Annotated in this window: 16 protein-coding genes; 6 read left to right on the top strand and 10 right to left on the bottom strand. The window is 73.0% G+C overall.

The genetic code is table 11. From position 1 onward, the window contains the following. Position 1 precedes the first annotated feature (1 nt). A complete protein-coding gene (gene trhA, locus ACTWP5_RS16715; protein WP_443221759.1) occupies positions 2-664 on the top strand; it encodes a PAQR family membrane homeostasis protein TrhA in 663 nt (220 codons plus the stop codon). A 20-nt stretch (positions 665-684) separates the two neighbouring features. Here the strand turns inward: trhA and ACTWP5_RS16710 are convergent, their stop codons facing one another. The 3 genes from ACTWP5_RS16710 to ACTWP5_RS16700 all read right to left on the bottom strand — a co-directional run bounded on the left by ACTWP5_RS16710 (position 685) and on the right by ACTWP5_RS16700 (position 3,895). Next, complete coding sequence (locus ACTWP5_RS16710) at positions 685-2,703, bottom strand: thioredoxin domain-containing protein (RefSeq protein WP_443221758.1); 2,019 nt, start codon at positions 2,701-2,703, stop codon at positions 685-687. A 78-nt stretch (positions 2,704-2,781) separates the two neighbouring features. Then, positions 2,782-3,279 (bottom strand): transcription elongation factor GreA, encoded by a 498-nt coding sequence (gene greA / locus ACTWP5_RS16705; protein WP_443221757.1) that lies wholly within the window; start codon positions 3,277-3,279, stop codon positions 2,782-2,784. A 205-nt stretch (positions 3,280-3,484) separates the two neighbouring features. Beyond that, positions 3,485-3,895 carry a DUF4307 domain-containing protein gene (locus ACTWP5_RS16700; RefSeq protein WP_443221756.1) on the bottom strand — a complete coding sequence of 137 codons (411 nt, stop codon included), beginning with the start codon at positions 3,893-3,895 and terminating at the stop codon, positions 3,485-3,487. 134 nt (positions 3,896-4,029) lie between these two features. Here ACTWP5_RS16700 and mca point away from each other — a divergent pair, with 134 nt between their 5' ends. Then, positions 4,030-4,902 (top strand): mycothiol conjugate amidase Mca, encoded by an 873-nt coding sequence (gene mca / locus ACTWP5_RS16695; RefSeq protein WP_443221755.1) that lies wholly within the window; start codon positions 4,030-4,032, stop codon positions 4,900-4,902. 4 nt (positions 4,903-4,906) lie between these two features. After that, the gene (locus ACTWP5_RS16690; protein WP_443221754.1) at positions 4,907-5,155 is read left to right on the top strand and encodes a hypothetical protein; all 249 of its coding nucleotides are present in this window, start codon (positions 4,907-4,909) and stop codon (positions 5,153-5,155) included. 129 nt (positions 5,156-5,284) lie between these two features. Here ACTWP5_RS16690 and ACTWP5_RS16685 read toward each other — a convergent pair whose 3' ends face one another. From ACTWP5_RS16685 to ilvA, 4 genes are all read right to left on the bottom strand, one after another. Continuing rightward, the gene (locus tag ACTWP5_RS16685) at positions 5,285-8,548 is read right to left on the bottom strand and encodes a tetratricopeptide repeat protein (RefSeq protein WP_443221753.1); all 3,264 of its coding nucleotides are present in this window, start codon (positions 8,546-8,548) and stop codon (positions 5,285-5,287) included. Between the two features lie 253 nt (positions 8,549-8,801). Further along, positions 8,802-9,674 carry an ABC transporter permease gene (locus tag ACTWP5_RS16680; protein WP_443221752.1) on the bottom strand — a complete coding sequence of 291 codons (873 nt, stop codon included), beginning with the start codon at positions 9,672-9,674 and terminating at the stop codon, positions 8,802-8,804. After that, a complete protein-coding gene (locus tag ACTWP5_RS16675) occupies positions 9,671-10,735 on the bottom strand; it encodes an ATP-binding cassette domain-containing protein (protein WP_443221751.1) in 1,065 nt (354 codons plus the stop codon). Before ACTWP5_RS16675 ends, ACTWP5_RS16680 begins: the two co-directional genes overlap by 4 nt. Positions 10,736-11,077: 342 nt before the next feature. Continuing rightward, on the bottom strand, positions 11,078-12,304 hold the full coding sequence (gene ilvA, locus ACTWP5_RS16670) for a threonine ammonia-lyase (protein ID WP_443221750.1): 1,227 nt from the start codon (positions 12,302-12,304) through the stop codon (positions 11,078-11,080). A 214-nt stretch (positions 12,305-12,518) separates the two neighbouring features. Here ilvA and ACTWP5_RS16665 point away from each other — a divergent pair, with 214 nt between their 5' ends. After that, entirely contained in the window at positions 12,519-12,998 is a 480-nt protein-coding gene (locus ACTWP5_RS16665) for a MarR family winged helix-turn-helix transcriptional regulator (protein ID WP_443221749.1), read from the top strand. Between the two features lie 264 nt (positions 12,999-13,262). Here the strand turns inward: ACTWP5_RS16665 and ACTWP5_RS16660 are convergent, their stop codons facing one another. Next, positions 13,263-14,399 carry a cystathionine gamma-synthase gene (locus ACTWP5_RS16660; RefSeq protein WP_443221748.1) on the bottom strand — a complete coding sequence of 379 codons (1,137 nt, stop codon included), beginning with the start codon at positions 14,397-14,399 and terminating at the stop codon, positions 13,263-13,265. Between the two features lie 131 nt (positions 14,400-14,530). Here ACTWP5_RS16660 and ACTWP5_RS16655 point away from each other — a divergent pair, with 131 nt between their 5' ends. Beyond that, a complete protein-coding gene (locus ACTWP5_RS16655; RefSeq protein ID WP_443221747.1) occupies positions 14,531-15,739 on the top strand; it encodes a hypothetical protein in 1,209 nt (402 codons plus the stop codon). A gap of 48 nt (positions 15,740-15,787) precedes the next feature. After that, a complete protein-coding gene (msrA, locus tag ACTWP5_RS16650) occupies positions 15,788-16,474 on the top strand; it encodes a peptide-methionine (S)-S-oxide reductase MsrA (protein ID WP_443221746.1) in 687 nt (228 codons plus the stop codon). Between the two features lie 78 nt (positions 16,475-16,552). On the opposite strand, the gene ACTWP5_RS16645 is transcribed toward msrA, so the two are convergent. Together ACTWP5_RS16645 and ACTWP5_RS16640 are read right to left on the bottom strand one after the other, a co-directional pair. Beyond that, on the bottom strand, positions 16,553-17,284 hold the full coding sequence (locus ACTWP5_RS16645) for a creatininase family protein (RefSeq protein WP_443221745.1): 732 nt from the start codon (positions 17,282-17,284) through the stop codon (positions 16,553-16,555). A gap of 4 nt (positions 17,285-17,288) precedes the next feature. Next, positions 17,289-18,593: a hypothetical protein gene (locus ACTWP5_RS16640; protein WP_443221744.1), complete on the bottom strand. Its 1,305-nt coding sequence runs from the start codon at positions 18,591-18,593 to the stop codon at positions 17,289-17,291. Between the last annotated feature and the right edge of the window lie 2 nt (positions 18,594-18,595).

Here is an 18,595-nt window from a genome sequence, read left to right as displayed (position 1 = left end):
CATGAACGCGCCTCTCATCGCCGCCGCCGCGGTCAAGCCCCGACTCCGCGGCTGGCTCCACGCCGGGATGTTCCCGGCCGCGCTGATAGCCGGCGTCTTCCTGACGGCGCTCGCCGACAGCACGCAGGGGCGCGTGGCCTGCGCCGTCTACACGCTCACCGCCTGCCTGCTCTTCGGCGTCAGCGCGCTGTACCACCGCGGCACCTGGGGGCCGCGGGCCACCGCCGTGCTGCGGCGCCTGGACCACGCCAACATCTTCCTGATCATCGCCGGCACCTACACACCGTTCACGATCCTGCTGCTGGACGGCGCCCGCGAGCAGGTGCTGCTGTGGGGCATCTGGGCGGGCGCGATCGTCGGCATCGCCTTCCGCGTCTTCTGGGTCGGCGCTCCCCGCTGGCTCTACACGCCCTGCTACATCGCGCTGGGCTGGGCCGCGGTCTTCTTCCTGCCGGACTTCCTACGGGCGGGCGGCCTCGTGGTGCTGCTGCTCGTCGTCGCCGGCGGCGTGCTCTACAGCCTGGGCGGGGTGATCTACGGGCTGAAGCGACCGAACCCGTGGCCGCGCTGGTTCGGCTTCCACGAGGTGTTCCACTCCTTCACCCTGGTCGCCTTCGTCGTCCACTACGTCGGGATCTCGATCGTGGCGTACCAGCACGCCTGAGCCCCGCGCCCCGCACGCCCTCAGCGCAGCTGCTCCGCGAGGACGGCCGGGTCGGTCGTCGGCGCCTCGCACACGAAGCGGCGGCAGACGTACGCCGCCGGCCGGCCCTCGCGCAGCGGGCGGTCGGCGAGGACGGGCGGCCGCTCCGCCCCGGGCTCGCCGACGGCTACCACCGCGCCGGGCGCCGTCGACAGCAGCGCCGCGCGGTGCAGCGCCACCGTGGCCGGGTCCTCGCGTGGCCCGACGACGGCGACCTCCCGCGGCCCGTCGAGCGCGGCCTCGCCGACGGCCAGGCCCCAGCCGATGAAGCGCGGCGCCCGCGAGGCCAGCGGCGTGACGATGCCCAGCGCCCGCTCGGCCGCCTCGCGGTGACGTGCGCTGCCGGTGTACGCGGCGTAGGACAGCATCGCGCCGGCCGTGGCGGTCCAGCCGGCGGGGGTGGCGCCGTCCGTCGGATCCTGCGGGCGGCGGATCAGCCGCTCGGCGTCGTCGGCCGTGTCGTACAGCGCGCCGTCCGGGCGGGCGAAGCGGCGGAGGACGGTGTCCAGCAGCTCTCCCGCGTGGTCCAGCCATCGCGTCCGGCCCGTCACCGCGTAGAGGGTGAGAAGGCCCTCGGCCACGTCGGCGTAGTCCTCCAGCACGCCGGCACTGGGGCCGGCCCGGCCGTCCCGGGAGGTCCTGACCAGGCGCGTCTCCCCCTCCCGCGCGGTGAGGTGGACGGCGAGCAGCAGCTCGGCGGCGTCGGCCGCGGCCTCGACCAGCTCGGGTCGCTCCAGGCAGGCCCCGGTCTCGGCGAGCGCGGCGATCGCCAGGCCGTTCCACGCGGCGATCACCTTGTCGTCCCTGGCGGGGCGGGGGCGCAGCTCGCGGGCGGCCAGCAGCCGTTCACGGATCGCGGGCGGCACCTCCTCGCCGTCGAGGCGGAGCACGGATGCGCCCCGTTCGAAGGTGCCGGACTCCGTCACCCCGAGCAGGCGGGCGGCCAGCCGCCCCTCGTCCTGGCCGAGAACCTCCCTCAGCTGGGCCGGCGTCCAGGCGTAGTACACGCCCTCGGCGTGCTCGCCGGTGGCGGGGTCGGTGCTCTCAGCGTCGAGCGCGGAGGCGAAGCCGCCCTCCGGGGTGCGCAGCTCGCGCACCATGAAGTCGGCCGTCTCCAGCGCGACGCGGCGGGCCAGCGCGGAGTCGGTGGCCCGCCACAGGTGGGTGTAGACGCGGGCGAGGAGGGCGTTGTCGTACAGCATCTTCTCGAAGTGCGGGACGCCCCAGTGCGCGTCGACCGCGTACCGCGCGAAGCCGCCGCCGAGCTGGTCGTAGATCCCGCCGCGCGCCATGGCCTCGCAGGTGTGCTCCGCCCGCGCCAGGGCGCGCACCGAACCCGTGCGGGCGTGGTGCCGGAGCAGGAACTCCAGCACCATCGCGGGCGGGAACTTCGGTGCCGTGCCGAAGCCGCCGTGGGTCGCGTCGTACTCCAGCTCCAACGCGGCCACGGCGGCGGCCAGGTCCTCCGCGCCGGGCGGGGCCGGCGCCTCGTAGGGCACCTCCCGCCCCGCCAACTCCCCGGCGATGCGGGCGGCGACCCCGGCCACCTCACCGCGCCGCTCGGACCACGCGTCGTGCACGCCACGCAGCAGCTCGGGGAAGGACGGCATGCCGTGCCGGGGCTCGGGAGGGTAGTACGTGCCGAAGTAGAACGGCTCCGCGTCGGGCGTCATGAACACGGTCATGGGCCATCCCCCCTGGCCCGTCGCCGCCTGCACCGCCTCCATGTACACGGCGTCCACGTCGGGCCGCTCCTCGCGGTCCACCTTCACGGACACGAAGTGTTCGTTCAGGTACGCGGCGGTGTCGGGGTCGGCGAAACTCTCCCTGGCCATGACGTGACACCAGTGGCAGGCGGCGTATCCCACGCTGAGCAGCACGGGGACGTCCCGTCGGCGCGCCTCGGCGAAGGCGTCGGCGCACCAGGGCCACCACTCCACCGGGTTGTCCGCGTGCTGGAGGAGGTACGGGGAGGTCTCCGTGGACAGTCGGTTGGCCATACCCCCATCCTCGCTCCCCATCGGGCGGGCGTCACGTCCGCGCGAGGATTCGGGCCACGCCCGCCCCGCCGCCCGCCGCTACGCCTGGTACGGCTTGGCCTCCAGGACCTTCACGCGGGTCTTCGAGCCGTTGGGCAGCTCGTACTCCGCCTCCTGGCCGACCTTCTTACCGATGACGCCGCTGCCCAGGGGGGACTGCGGCGAGTACGTCTCGACAGCCGTGGTGGCGAACTCGCGGGAGGCGAGGAGGAACGTCAGCGTGTCGTCGTCGTCGCCGTCGAAGGCGATCGTGACGACCATCCCCGGCGCCACGACGCCGGTGTCGGCGGGAGCCTCCCCCACGCGCGCGGTCTGGAGCAGCTGGGTCAGCTGGCGCACCCGCGCCTCCATCTTCCCCTGCTCCTCCTTGGCCGCGTGGTACCCGGCGTTCTCCTTCAGGTCGCCCTCTTCACGCGCCTGCTCGATCTTCTTCGCGATCTCGACGCGGGCAGGACCCGACAGATGATCCAGCTCCGCCCTGAGCTGGTCATACGCTTCCTGGGTCAGCCAGGTGACAGTGTCGCCGGTCTGGGTCACAGGTGCTCCTCGGGTGGGTGTCGAGAGGGTCATCAACAAGGGTGGGCGCGAACGGGCGCGCCAAAGAAGGACGCCCGACCCGGACAGTGTCGCTCCCGGACGGGCGGATCTTCGATCGAAATCTCGACTCTAACAATGCCGATCGATGTTCGGAAGGATTACCCTCCGCTCCCAGTGGCAAACACCGGGGTCCCCGGCGGGCCGCTCAGGAGGCCTCCGAGCAGCTCAGCAGCTCCACGGCGGTGGCCCGCTCGGTGGTGCGGAGCGTGAACGCGCGGTGGATGTCGTCGCCCTCGTCCGTGAGGCGCAGCTCCGTGCGCCCCACCTCCAGCCCGTCCTCGGCCTGCGCCCGCACGGTGCACACGCCGTCGGTGTCCGCGGGCTTGCGGACGGCGAGGCTGAGGCGCACCTCGGTGTCGGAGACCACGTCGAAGGTGGTGAGCTCGCCGGAGACCCGCTGCTCCGACACGTAGGAGATCCCGGCCCAGGCGACGAAGGCCAGCAGGGCGACGCCGAGGACGATCCCGGTGATCGTCAGGCGCCGGTCGGTGCGGGCGCGCTCCGCGCGGGAGCGGCCGTAGCGCCCCTCGGGCGGCACCGTGCGGTCGTTGGCCATGGTCCTTCGGTCCTCGGTCGGCTGCGGACGGAAAAAGGGGAATAGGGGGTCGAGGTCATCGGTCACTATAGAAGGCATCCGACGGGCGCCGACGACCAGCATCGACGACCGGCACAACACGAGGGATCCAAGTCTTGACTGAGCAGCTTCGACTCATGGCCGTCCACGCCCACCCGGACGACGAGTCCAGCAAGGGCGCGGCGACGATGGCCAAGTACGTGTCCGACGGGGTCGACGTGCTGGTCGCCACCTGCACGGGTGGCGAGCGGGGTTCGATCCTCAACCCCAAGCTCCAGGGGGACCCGTACATCGAGGAGCACATTCACGAGGTGCGGGCGAAGGAGATGGCCGAGGCCCGGGAGATCCTGGGCGTCAAGCAGGAGTGGCTCGGCTTCGTCGACTCCGGGCTGCCGGAGGGCGACCCGCTGCCGCCGCTGCCCGAGGGCTGTTTCGCGTTGCAGGACGTGGAGGAGGCGGCCGAGGCTCTCGTACGGCTGGTGCGTTCCTTCCGTCCCCACGTGATCACGACCTACGACGAGAACGGCGGGTACCCGCACCCCGACCACATCATGACCCACAAGGTCTCCGTGGTGGCCTTCGAGGCGGCGGGGGACCCGGAGCGGTACCCGGACGCCGGCGAGCCCTGGCAGCCGCTGAAGCTCTACTACAACCAGGGCTTCAACCGCCCGCGCACCCTCGCGTTGCACAACGCGATGCTGGCGCGGGGCCTGGAGTCGCCGTACGCGGAGTGGCTGGAGCGGTGGGACGACTCCGACCGGCCGGAGCGGGAGCTGACCACGCGGGTGCCGTGCGCGGAGTTCTTCCCCGTGCGCGACAAGGCGCTGATCGCGCACGCCACGCAGATCGACCCCGACGGCGGCTGGTTCCGGGTGCCGATGGAGCTCCAGCAGGAGGTCTGGCCCACCGAGGACTACGAGCTGGCCCGCTCCCGCGTGGACACGTCCCTCCCCGAGTCAGACCTCTTCGCCGGCATCCGCCAGAATTGAGACCATGATGGAGGACATTCCCCTCGCTGACGAGCTCGACAAGTACACGGTGACGCCGGGCGTGCTCGGCTTCGTCGTGTTCGCGGTCCTGGGCGTCGGCGTGTGGATTCTGCTGAAGTCCATGAGCAAACACCTGGGGAAGATCGATTTCGAGGTCGAGGGCGGCAAGGACGGCCCGACCTCCGGCACGTCCCCGACACCGACACCCTCCGCCTCGGCCTCCACGTCCTCGGCGACCTCGTCGTCCGCCTGAGTCCGGGGCGCGCCGGCGTGTGCCGGCGACCTCACCAAGGCCCTGGCGCCCCACGGCGCCGGGGCCTGTCGAGCTTCCGCGGCCGGCCCGTCCCGCACGCGTCCGGTGGGAGCGTCGACGAGACCACGTCTACGAGACCACGCCGAAGTGGTCCCTGGCGCCGCGGCGCGGCACCATGCCCAGACGCCAGGCCGTCCAGCCCGACTCCGGGCCCTGTCCCCGCTGGAGCATCAGCGCGTAGCTCGCGACGCAGTCCGTCAGGTGCGGGTCGCGCAGCGGGTGCTCGGCCCGCAGCAGCTGGTCCAGCTCCTCCTGTGCCACGGCCTGCCCCACCTCGGAGCCGCCCGGTGAGGCCAGCGGCAGCAGCGTGCAGCGCAGGAACTGCGCCCAGTCCGCGCCGCGCGCGTCGCCGCGGCCCTCGCCGTAGCCCTCGGTGAAGATCCGCAGCGCCTCGTCGGCCAGCTCCAGCGCCTGGCCCAGGCGCTCGTTGCCCGCCTCGATCACGGCCAGCTCGACGCAGCACCATCCCTCGCCGTGGACGACGCCGGAGCGCTGGAAGTCGCGGCGTGCCTCGGTCAGCAGCTGCCGCGCGAAGCCGGTGTTGCGCAGCGAGCCGGTGCTCTCGGCGCTCTGGTCGCGGGTGACGCGGGCGGAGTGGTGGCGGGCGCAGGCCAGGCCGTAGGTGTCGCGCATGCGGCTGAACATGGTGCGGGCGCGCTCCAGCGTCCGCACCGCCTCGGCGCGGTCGCCGTCCTCCTCCTGGGCCTGCCCGAGGTAGTACAGGGTCCACGCCTCGCCTCGGGCGTCCTCGGTGTCGTGGTGGCGCGCCAGCGCGGCGCGCAGCTGCTCCAGCGCGGCGTCCGCGTCGCCGTCGTAGAGGCGGGCGCGGCCCAGCTCGGTGAGGGCCCAGGCGACGCCGCGCACGTCGCGGGAGCGCTCGTAGAGGTCGAGGGAGGAGCGCATCTCGTGCTCGGCGGCCGGGATGTTGCCCCCGCGCAGCAGGGTCTGCCCGAGCTGGAAACGGGTCCACGCCTCGCCGTGGACGCTGCCGCTGCCCTGGTGGAGCCTGAGCGCCTCGGCGAGCATGCGGCGGGCGGTGTGGATCCGGCCCTGCTCGCGTTCGACGGTCGCCAGGGCGTGCAGGGTCCAGGCGCGGTCGCCGGCGAGCTCCTCGCCCTGCTGGAGGTCGAGGGCCTCGCGCAGCCGGCCGGCGGCCTCGCGCAGCTGGCCCTGGTGCTGGAGGGTGATGCCGAGGTCACGCAGGGCGCGGGCGGTGCCCGCCTCGTGGTGCGCCTGCTGGTAGAGGGTGACGACGGAGGAGAGCGTGGAGCGGGCCTTGTCCAGCTCGCCGATCTGGCGGGCGGCGACGCCGGTGCGCCACTGGACGGAGCGGGTCAGCAGGCCCTCGTTGACGGCCTGGGTCAGCTCGTTGAGCTCGCCGAGGCGGTAGAGGTCGCCGCGCAGCAGGCAGTAGTCGCACAGGGCGCCGAGGAGGTGCTGGACGGCCTGGCGGTCCACGCGCTCGTCGGCGTAGCGGAGGGTGGCGGTGATGAAGCTGGTCTCGTCGTCCAGCCAGCGCAGCGCGGCCTCCAGCGAGGAGAAGCCGTGCTCGCCGGCGGCGGCGGGGAGCACGTCGGCCCGCGTGGAGGTCTTGCCGTCGACGAGGCGGATCACGGTGTCGGCGAGCTCGGCGTAGCTGCGGATCAGGCGCTCCTGGGCGGCCGAGCGCTCCTCGTCGCTCTCCTCGTCGAAGAGGCGGGCGCGGGCGAAGCGACGCACCAGGTCGTGGAGGCGGTACCGGCTGCCGCGGACGTGGCGCAGCAGGCCGGCGCGGTGGAGCGCCTCCAGGTGGCGGGTGGCCTCCTGCTGGCCGACGTCGAGCAGCGCGGCGGCGGCGCGGGCGCCGAGGCTGGCGCGGCCGGCGAGGGCGAGGCGGCGCAGCAGGCGGCGGGCGGCCTCCGGCTGGTCGGCGTAGCGCAGGCGCAGGGCGCGCTCGGCCGGGTCGAGGGCCTCGCCGTAGGCGGCGAGGTCGTCGGCGAGCTGGGCGGGGGTGCGCTCGCCGAGGGCGGAGCCGACCAGGCGCAGCAGCAGCGGGCGACTGTCGCACAGCTCGGCGATGGCACGCCAGCGGTCCGCGTCGTCGGAGGCGACGGTCTGGCCGCCGGGGACGGAGGCGCGCAGCAGCTCCTCCGTGTAGTCCTGGCCGAGGGGTCCGAGCTCCAGCTGGTGGACGGAGGCCGGCAGGTCTGCGGGGAGCGGCAGCGGCTCGGCGGCGGTGACCAGGACCAGGGAGTCGGAGCGCTCGGGGATCAGGGTGCGGACCTGCTCGACGTCGGTGGCGTCGTCGAGGATGACCACGACGGACAGGCCCGAGAGGTGCTGCTGGTACCGCTCGGCGAGGCGGCGCAGGTGCGCCGGGTCGGCGCCGCGGCCGATGCCCTCGCGGAAGAGCAGCTGCTCGCGGGGGGCGCCGAGGCGGTTCATCAGGTGGAGCAGGGCGTCGCGGGTGGGCAGCGGGTCGGTGCTCTGGCCGCGCAGGTCCACCAGGCAGGCCCCGCGGAAGAGCTCCCGCATCTCGTGGGCGGCCCAGACCGCGAGCATCGTGCGGCCGGTGCCCGAGGGGCCGTGGAGCACGACGACGGTGGGGCGGGTCTCGGTGCGGGCGCGGTCGCGGTTGACCCACTGGGTGAGCTGGGTGAGCTGGCGGCGGCGGCCGATGAAGGGGTGTCCGCGCTCGGGCAGGCGGTCGAAGGAGCGGGCGAGCACCGAGCGGGTGCGGGCCGCCGCGCTGCGGTCGCGGGTGGACCGGGCGGCCTGGCGACGCGCGTCGCGCTGGGCGGGTGTCAGGGGCCGCACGCGGGGGGCGAGGGCCCGCTGCTGCTCCATGTAGGGGCGGATGCCGCGCACCTCGACGGCGGTCAGCCAGGCCAGCCGCAGCTGCTCGACGCCGCCCGGCTGGTTGCGTCGGCCGGCGACGCTCTCGGCGGACCAGAGGTGGGCGAGGACCGCCTGGAGGACGAAGCCGGCCAGGCCGGCCAGGCCGACGAGGGCGGCGTCGCCGTAGGCCGTCGTCACCGAGCCGTCGAGGGAGCCGATCAGCAGCAGGGCGGCGAGGGCGGCTCCGCCCGCGGTGGCCAGGGCACCGCGGAGGGCCCGTCCGGTGAAGCGGTCCCGCAGCCGGCCGGCCGCGACGTCGGACTCGGCCCGCACGAGCGCCTCGTACTCCTCGAACGCGGGGCGGACGATCTCCGGAAGCGTGCCGCGGGCGCGTTGCAGGAGCTGCTCGCCGTCCACGCGGCCGTCGGAGACCCGCACCTCCTCCTCCGCCGCGCGGACCAGCAGTCTGTCGACCTCCGCGCGGTGGCGCCCCGTCAGCTCTGGCTGACCCGTCATCACGTCCCCCATCCCCGTTGGTACGTCCGTCCCCGTCGGCGCGCCCCCCTCGTCGCGGGTGCGTACGAGAACGCTTTCCCGGGGGCGAGGCTGCCCGAACCGCGCGGCGGGTGGCAAGTGCAAAGATCCCCCACGCCGCCGGAGCGGCGTGGGGGACGGGACGGGATCGTGACGGGATCGGGACGACGCCCGGACAGGGGCCCGGACGGGCCCGGACGGGCCCGGACGGGCCCGGTCTACGGTCCGGGCCGGGTCAGCGGGCGGAGGACTTGAACTTCCGGACCGCGAGGGTGCGGAAGAGCGCGATGATCAGCACCGACGAGAGCGCCGAGGCCAGCTGCGGGTTCTGCATCGGCCACGCGTCGGGGGCGACGTAGTTCGGCGGAAGGTTCCCGAAGAGGTCGCGGACGGCGAGGACGGTGGCGGAGAACGGGTTCCACTCGGCGACCGGCTGGAGCCATCCCGGCATGTTCTCCGAGGCCACGAACGCCACCGAGATGAACGTGAGCGGGAAGAGCCAGATCAGCCCCGCGGAGGTGGCCGCCTCCGGGGTGCGGACCGACAGGCCGATCAGCGCGCCGATCCACGTGAACGAGTATCCGAGGAGCAGCAGCAGGCCGAAACCGGCCAGCGCGTTCAGGGCGCCCTCGTGGACACGCCAGCCCAGCAGCAGGGCGACCAGCATGAGCACGACCAGGATGATCGCGGTCTGCACGAGGTCGGCGAAGGTGCGCCCGGTCAACACCGCGCCGCGTGCCATCGGCAGCGAGCGGAAGCGGTCGATGATGCCCTTCTGCATGTCCTCCGCGATGCCGGCGCTGGAGCCGGCGACGGCGAAGGTGACCGTCTGGGCGAAGATGCCGCCCATCAGCCACTCGCGGTACGCGTCCTCGTCGACGCCGGCGCCCGGGATGTTGATCGAGCCGCCGAAGACGTAGGAGAAGAGCACCACGAACATGATGGGCTGGATGAGGCCGAAGATGACGACCTCGGGGATGCGCATCATGCGGCGGAGGTTCCGCTTGGTGACGACGACGGAGTCGTGCAGTCCCTGGCCGAGGGTGATCCGCTCGCCGGCCGCGGACACGGACGGCCGGGCCGGGGACTGTTGCGTGGCGGTGCTCATCGCGTCTCCTCCGTGCTGTCCGCGGCGGAGTCGGCCGCGTCCTTCTGCTTCGCGTCCTTCTTCGTCGCGTTCTTCTTTCCCTCGGCCGACGGGCCGCCCGCGCCGGACCCCTCCTCCTCCGACTCGGCCGCGTGGCCGGTGAGGGAGAGGAAGACGTCGTCGAGGGTCGGCCTGCGCAGGCCGATGTCGTCGATCTCGACGCCCCTGCCGTCCAGCTCGCGGATCACCTCGGCCAGCAGCTTGGCGCCGCCGGTCACCGGCACGCTGAGCCGGCGGACGTGCTCGGTGAAGGTGACGTCGCCGTCGCCCAGGGCGCGCAGCACCTCCTCCGCGATCGGCATGTGCGCCCGCTCGTGCACCACGACCTCGATGACGTCACCGCCGGTGGCGTCCTTCAGCTGGTCGGAGGTGCCGCGGGCGATGACCCTGCCCTGGTCGACCACGGCGATGGTGTCGGCGAGCTGGTCGGCCTCCTCCAGGTACTGCGTGGTGAGCAGCAGGGTGGTGCCGCCGGAGACCAGCTCCTGGATGACCTCCCACAGGGCCTGACGGTTGCGGGGGTCGAGGCCGGTGGTGGGCTCGTCCATGAACATGACGGGCGGGCTCACGACGAGCGCGGCGGCGAGGTCGAGGCGGCGGCGCATGCCGCCCGAGTACGTCTTGGCGGTGCGGTCGGCGGCGTCGGCGAGGTTGAAGCGCTCCAGCAGCTCCGTCGCCCGACGCTTGGCGTCCCGGGCGGAGAGCTGGTACAGCTCTCCGACCATCTGGAGGTTCTCACGGCCGGTGAGGTAGTCGTCGATGGCGGCGAACTGGCCGGAGAGGCCGATGGAGCGACGCACCGCGTTGGGATGCTTCAGCACGTCGATCCCGGCGACCTCCACGCGCCCGCTGTCGGGGCGTATCAGGGTGGTCAGAACCCGGACCGTCGTGGTCTTGCCCGCACCGTTCGGCCCAAGCAGGCCGAGGACGGTGCCCTCCGGGACGTCGATGTCGACGCCGTCCAGTGCCCGTACCTCGCCGAAGGTTTTCACCAAGCCCTCGGCGTAGATGGCGCCTGGCATGTCAGTCTCCCCAAGATCTTGGGTGGTGGGTGGTCTTCAGGGTCGCCCCGTGGGGGCGGGCCCGCCAGTCTAGACTTTCGCGATACATCGCGACAGTCATTTTTCTCTGGCTCGTGTATGTCGTGTCCGTCGGGTGTGCTGGCCGCGCCGGGTGTGCCCGACGCGAGGGCCGACCGGCAGGCGCGCCGGCGGTGAACGACGTCGCGGCGCTCCACCTCGTCGCGCCCTCCGCGCCCCCGCCGCGGGCCGCGCGGCGGGACCACGGCGGCGCGGTGACGACGCGACGCCGGCACGTCACGCCGCGAGGCGACGCGACGTCCGGCGAGGACGGGAGGCGGGGCCTCAGCCGATGATCAGGTACCCGGCGGCGCGCAGCGCCTCGCCCAGCTCGGCGCAGTGCTCCGGGCCCTTGGTCTCCAGCTGGAGCTCCACCTCCACCTCGCTCACGCCGAGCCGGGGATCGGTCCGGACGTGGTTCACGGCGAGGACGTTAGCACCGGCCTGTGACAGTTCGGTCAGAAGCGCCGCGAGGGCCCCCGGCCGGTCCGGCAGACGAAGCCGCAGGGACAGGTACCGCCCGGCCGCGGCCATGCCGTGCCGCAGGGTGCGCTCCAACACCAGCGGGTCCACGTTGCCCCCCGACAGCACCGCCACCACGGGACCGCCGGCGAACGCCTCCGGCTCGCTGAGCAGTGCCGCCACGGGGCTGGCACCCGAGGGCTCGACGACGAGCTTGGCCCGCTCCAGGCAGAGCAGCAGGCCGGCGGAGAGCGCGTCCTCCGACACCGTGCGGACCTCGTCGACCAGGTCGGCGACGATGCGGAACGGCACCTCGCCGGGCCGGCCGACCTGGATGCCGTCGGCCATCGTCGACATCTCGGCCAGCGCCAGCGGCCGCCCGGCCGCCAGCGACGGCGGATAGGCCGCCGCGCCCTCCGCCTGCACGCCGACGATCCGCACGTCGGGCCGGAGGGACTTCACCGCCATCGCGACGCCCGCCGCCAGTCCGCCGCCCCCGACGCCCAACACGATGGTGCGCACCTCGGGGCACTGTTCGAGGATCTCCAGGCCGATCGTGCCCTGGCCCGCGACCACGTCCGGATGGTCGAAGGGGTGGATGAGCACCGCCCCGGTCTCCTTCTCGTACTCCCGGGCGGCCGCCAGCGACTCGTCCACGACCTGGCCGTGCAGCCGCACCTCCGCCCCGTACTCCCGGGTCGCGGCGATCTTGGGCAACGGGGCCCCCGCCGGCATGAACACCGTGGACCGCACCCCCAGCAGGCCCGCGGCCAGCGCCACGCCCTGCGCGTGGTTGCCGGCGCTCGCCGCGACGACGCCGCGCGACCGCTCGGCGACGCTGAGGCCCGCGATGCGGGTGTACGCGCCACGCACCTTGAACGAGCCGGTCCTCTGGAGGTTCTCGCACTTGAGGTGGACCGGGGCGCCCACCAGCGCCGACAGATGCCGGCTTCCCTCCATCGCGGTCACCCGGGCGACCCCGGAGAGCGTCTTCTGCGCGGCCAGGACATCCTCGAGCCCGGGACGGGTGGCCGGGATATGTACTGCCATGTCGCAAGTCTGGCAGGCGCGTGACGACGCGGCGCGCGCGGTGTCACCCGGTGGCGCTCCCACCCCTCATAACAGGCGCTTCACAGGATTCGCCATACACCGTCCGCACCCGCCTCTCCGGGCGTACGCTGTGGCCCCACGCTTGGCACAACTCCCAAGCGGCTCCGACCGCTTGCGGCCCATCGCCGTGCCCGCACACCAACCCACACCGGATATGACGCCTGAATCCATCACCTCGCAGACCGACGACCCCTCGCTGCTCGACCTGTTCCAGCACGAGGTGGCCGTCTTCGCCCGGCGCGCCGAGCAGATCCGCCTGGGCGGTCTCGGCCCCGCCAGAAACTCCATGGACCGGGCCGCGTACCTGCTGCTCAGCCGGCTCGACCAGGACGGCCCGACGGGCGTGAAGGCCCTGGCCGCCGGCATGGGCATCGACTCCTCCACCGTCACCAGACAGGTGGCGCCCCTCGTCGACTCCGGTCTGGTCAAACGCACCTCCGATCCCGACGACGGGCGCGCCGTGGTGCTCCAGCTCTCACCTCGCGGCAGCGACCGCCTCGCGGAGGTCCGCACCTCGCGGCGGGACCTGATGTCCGCGCTGACCGCGGACTGGACCCGGGAGGAGCGCGAGGTCTTCTGCGCGCTCCTCACCCGTTTCAACGCGGCGATCTCGGAGTGGCAACAGCGGGGTTGAGGCCACGCCGACGACGCCACCGCGCGGGGTGCCCCGCGCGGGGCACCGTCGAGGGTGTCACCCATGGCGGACGACGTGGCCGCACGGCCGCGAACGCGCGGTCGCGAGCGGAGGGCCCCGGCCGGAGGGGCGTCGAGGGCCGGCCCGGGTCGGTGCCCGGAGCCGGCCTTCGACGTCCGGCCCTCGACGTCCAGCCCTCAACGCCAGTCCTCGACGCCCGCGCCGGCCCCGGGGGCGCTCCCCCGGCCAGGGCGCACACGGTCGTCAGCCCAGCGCCTCCGACAGGTCCGTCAGCAGGTCCTCCACGGCCTCGATGCCCACGGACAGCCGCACCAGGTCCGCCGGAACCTCCAGCGCCGAGCCCGCCGCCGAGGCGTGCGTCATCCTCCCCGGGTGCTCGATCAGCGACTCCACACCGCCGAGCGACTCCCCCAGCGTGAAGAGCCGGGTGCGTTCGCAGACCGCGACCGCCGCCTCCTCGCCGCCCTCGACGCGGAAGGACACCATCCCGCCGAAGTCCCGCATCTGCTTGGCGGCCGTCTCGTGCCCCGGGTGCGAGGGCAGCCCGGGATAGAGGACCCGCGTCACCCGCGGGTGAGCCGTCAGCATCTCCGCGACGCGCGACGCGTTGGCGCTGTGCCGGTCCATCCGCACCGCGAGCGTCTTGACGCCCCGCATCACCAGCCAGGAGTCGAACGGTCCCGCCACCGCGCCCATGGCGTTCTGGTGGAAGGCCAGCTCCTGCGCCAGCGCCTCGTCCGAGGTGACCAGCGCGCCGCCGACCACGTCGGAGTGCCCGCCCAGGTACTTGGTGGTGGAGTGCACCACCACGTCCGCCCCCAGGGCGAGGGGCTGCTGGAGGTAGGGGCTCGCGAAGGTGTTGTCCACCACCAGCCGCGCGCCGCCCTCGTGGGCGATCTGCGCCACGGCCGCGATGTCGGTGATGCCGAGCAGCGGGTTCGACGGTGTCTCGACCCACACGGCCTTCGTCTCCGGCCGCAGTGCCGCCCGCACGGCCGCCGGGTCGCTGGTGTCGGCCACCGACCAGGCCACGCCCCAGCGCTCCACCACCTTCGACACCAGCCGGAACGTGCCCCCGTAGGCGTCGTTGGGAATGACCAGGTGGTCGCCGGGGACCAGCAGGGTGCGCAGCAGGCAGTCCTCTGCGGCGAGGCCCGAGGCGAACGCGAGGCCGCGTCTGCCGTCCTCCAGGGCGGCGAGGTTCTCCTCCAACGCGGTGCGGGTGGGGTTGGCCGAACGGCTGTACTCGTAGCCACCGCGCAGCCCGCCGACCCCGTCCTGTTTGAACGTGGAGACCTGGTGGATCGGCGGTACCACGGCCCCCGTGACCGGGTCGGGCTCCTGCCCGGCGTGGATGGCCACCGTCTCGAAGCGATTCATGACTACACGGTAGTGGGCCGTACCGTGGGAGGTGCGCGTCCGGGACGGCGCCACGGCGCCCCGGCGTCGAACGGCCGCGCCGACAGCCGCCGCGCCCGCCGGGCCAGTCCGTTCGAGGGGGAACACACCGCATGGAAGCCCTGCTCCTGCTCATCGCTCTGACCGCCGTCTTCGGCGTGCTCGTCATGCCCGCCCTGCGGCGGCGCCGCGAACGCGGGGAGCTCGAACGGGCCACCGGCCCGGCCGGCGCCGGCGAGCCCGGCTACGGCCTGCCGCACCCCGGCTTCGGCCCCGGCGGCACCACCACCGGGCTCGTCCCCGTCGACCAGCTCGACGTGCGGCTGCCCGGGCCCGATCCCGAGTTGGTCGCCGCGCTGGAGGAGGCGCAGCGCACCCAGCGGTGGCAGCCCGTGGGCCAGCTGCTGGCCCTCACCGACGACAGCGAGCAGCGCTGGCAGCGGGTGCAGTCCCTGGCCGGCGCCGCCGCCCGCGAGCTCGCGGCGTGGCGTGCCTCCGGCGCCCAGGCGGGCGCGGACGCCGAGGCGGCCGACGCCGCGCTTGGGGGCGGCGGCGCCGACGCCCCGGGCCACGACCCGCTGGCCAAGCGGATGCCGCGGGCCGACGCCGGCTGGCTGCGGCGGTGGCGCGCCGACGAGCCGGCCGACCCCGGCGGCGCCCAGGTCTACGCACAGTTCCTGGTCTGGCAGGCCATGGCCGACCCGGGCGCCGCGGAGCACCGCATCATCCTGGAGGAGGCCCGCACGGTCTGCGGCGAGGCCGCCCGGCTCGCCCCCGACGACCCGCTGCCGTACATCACGGAGCTGTTCATCGCCCGCGGCCTGAGCTACCGGGCGGAGGACTTCCGGGCCCTGTGGGAGAAGGTCACCCAGCGCGACCCCGCGCACATGGGAGCGCACCTGGCGGCGCTGCCGTACTGGTCGGAGAAGTGGCACGGCTCGCGCCGGGAGGCGGACGACTTCGCCCGGCAGGCCGCGGCCACCGCTCCGGCCGGCAGCCTCCTGCCGGCGCTGCCGCTCTTCGCGGTCTACGACCACCTGCCGGAGATCACGCTCTCCCCCGGGATGTTCCGCGGCGCCGTGATCGCCGACGCCATCGAGGCGGCGCACTTCGCCCTCCACCAGGCGCGGCCCGACCACCCCGTGGAGCCACACGTGCGCCACCTGCTGCTGTGTTTCCTGGTGCTGGCGGAGCGGTACGCGGAGGCAGCGGAACAGGTGCGGGCCGTGGATGGTTACGTAGGAGCGATCCCGTGGGTGGACCGCGACGACCCGGCCGACGCGTACGCCGCGTTCCGCGCCCTGGCCATCGCGCGCCAGTAGCGCCGTGACCGTTACGCCGTGAACGACGAGGAGAAAGACGCAGGACCCATGACGTTGCGCAACGCCTTCAACCCCTTCACCTTCAAGACCCGTCTCCCCTCCCCCGAGGAGGCCCTGCCGGGCCGCGAGGAGCCGGCCTTCACCGTCCCGGAGCGGCACACCGTCCTCGACAACCCCCTGCTCGGCCCGTACCCGGAGGGCCTGGAGGTGGCGGACGTCGCGCTGGGCTGCTTCTGGGGTGCCGAGCGTCGCTTCTGGCAGCTTCCCGAGGGTGTGTGGACGACCCTCGTCGGTTACCAGGGCGGCGTGACGCCCCACCCGACGTACGAGGAGGTGTGCACCGGCATGACCGGCCACGCCGAGGCCGTGCGCGTCGTCTTCGACCCGAAGAAGGTCAGCTACGAGCGGCTGCTCCAGGTCTTCTGGGAGTCGCACGACCCCACGCAGGGCTTCCGCCAGGGCAACGACGTCGGCACCCAGTACCGCTCGGCGGTCTACACCCACTCCCCGGCCCAGCAGGCGGCGGCCACGGCCTCCCGTGAGGCCTACCAGAAGGTCCTCACGACCGCCGGGTACGGCGACATCACGACGGAGATCCTCCCGGCCGACCCCCGCCCGTTCTACCCGGCGGAGGGCTACCACCAGCAGTACCTCGACCGCAATAAAGCCGGCTACTGCGGCCTCGGCGGCACGGGCCTCGCCTGCCCGGTGGGCGTGGCCCCGGCCGACGGCTGACCACTGCGTCGACCAGGCACTAAGGAGGTACGAGCCGGGCGACGAGCCCGCTCGTGCCTCCTTTGGCTGCCCGCCCCGTCAGCCTTGCGGAGCGGTCCTATGAGGACTGATCAGCGTCAGGTGGGCGCGTGCGGAGTCGGCCAGGCTGTCGAGGATGGCCTTGCCCTTGGCGGCGGTCGCCAGTGACGGCTGGCCGACGATGCCGTTCGTCGTGTAGCCGGCCATGCCCACGGTGAGAAGGTGCGGGCGGTCCGGCGCCGAGTGATCCTCCTCGCCTATCCCGTCGCCCACCACCTCGGGCGCGCCGTGCAGCAGGAGCGAGACCTCGAACTCGCCGCCGTGCATGTCCTCGGCGCTGCTGCTGACCAGCCCCGCGTCGGTGCGGGCGCGATGGCGGTCCTCGGGGGCGGGGAAGAGCGCGACGCATGGGCCGTCCACGTTGAGTTCCTGGACGACGTTGGAGAGCACGTAGTTTCCGCCGTGCCCGTTGACGATCAACAGACCGGGCACGCCCGAGCGGTCGAGGGAGCGCCAGATGTCGTTGACCGTGGCGTAGAGCGTGGTGGCGCTGATGCTGACCGTGCCGGCCATGGGGGCGTGCTCGTGGGAGCACGAGACGGTGATGGGCGGCAGGAGGAATAGCCCGTGGTCGTCGGCGACGCGGCGGGCGATCAGGCAGGCGATGAGCGTGTCAGTGATCAGCGGAAGCCGGTCGCCGTGCTGCTCGAAGCTCCCCACAGGGAGAACGGCCACGGCGGGCCCCCTGCGTCGTTCGTCGGCCGACGTGGCGTGTGTGATCAGATCGCGCATGCTGTCAGGATCGCTCATCGCCCTGCGGTCTCCCAGGGGCAAACCGATCAAGAGCGGTCTGGTAGAACTCGCTGAACGCGGCGACCGACGGCACGCTCTGGCACGGTCGGGCGATGCGGGCGACGGCCGCGAGTTCGTTCATCGTGCGGGCCGAACCCGTCTGGCCGACGATGGCCAACGCCTTCGTCGCGGCTTCCGCTCCGCGTTCCGCCTCACCTGCCTTGATGTACGCGCGGGCGAGTCGCGCCAGATACACCCCACGGTCGTTCCGGTACAGCTCGGGCAGAGCGGCCAACTCCGCCTCCAGAAGCTGGATGGCGCGAAGGGGCTCGCCGAGATCGATCCAGCAGTTCGCGCGCTGGATCTCGATGTAGGTCGGGGTGCAGTAGGCGGTGTCCAGCGTGCCGTCCGCAGCCGGCTCACTCGGTGTGGCCGCGGGTGAGTGAGCCTCGTCGAACTTCGCCAGCGACGCCTTGGGATTCCCCATCAACGCGTATCCCTGTGCTTCTTGCTGAGCCGCGAGAGCCGCGATCTTCGGTGTGATGCCGGGAACACGCTGCGCCGCCCGGGCCAGACCCACGGCCTTCTGCGCGTTGGTCTGCGCGATCGCCTGGTTGGCCTTGCGGAAGAGCACGTAGGACTGCATGTGATCGTCGGCGGCTTCCTGGGCCCACTCCATCGAGCGATCCGACCAGAATCCCGAAGCCTTGAAGTCGCCCTGGTCCTGAAAGAGCCAGCCGAGGAACTCCGCGAGTCGGCTGCCGATCCGTATGAGCGCTTCACGCGGGCTGCCGCTGGCGGTCTCCAGAGCGTTCATGATGCTCCTGGCCTGGTGCAACGCGGAGGGGATGGCCTGGCGCGCGCCGAAGAAGTTCGCCGCCGTGTAGTGCTGCGGAAGCTGCCCTTCCACTAACGTCCGCAGGAACTCGGGGTCGGTCTGGTGGTCCCCATGCTGGGGGACCCACAGGTTGGCGCCGGCCACGAGGTGGACACCTGTCGGCTCGGTCGGCGCGTCCGACTCCCAGGGACGCTCGGCGAGTCCGAGCATGCCGCCAGGAATGCGCAAGCCGTCGGCTACGCGTTCGATCACCGCGAGATCGCGGATCTCCCGCTCTCCCTTGAGAACTTCGCTGACCCGGCTGGGCGTCATGTCGCAGCGTCGCGCGATGAGCGATGGGTAGATCCCAGCCTTGGCCTTCACCAGCTTGAAGATTTGGGCGAAGTCGCGTTCGCGGCACGCCGAGACCATGTCCGCGTCTGCCAGAAGACGGGCCGGAAGCTCGTGCGGCGGTTCGTACTTGACGGGCATAC

It is taken from the genome of Streptomyces sp. 4N509B, from assembly GCF_052245655.1.
In the GTDB taxonomy this organism is placed as follows: Bacteria; Actinomycetota; Actinomycetes; order Streptomycetales; family Streptomycetaceae; genus Streptomyces.
The sequence above is the reverse complement of the archived record's forward strand: the minus strand, read 5'-3'. Positions and strand labels throughout refer to the sequence as shown.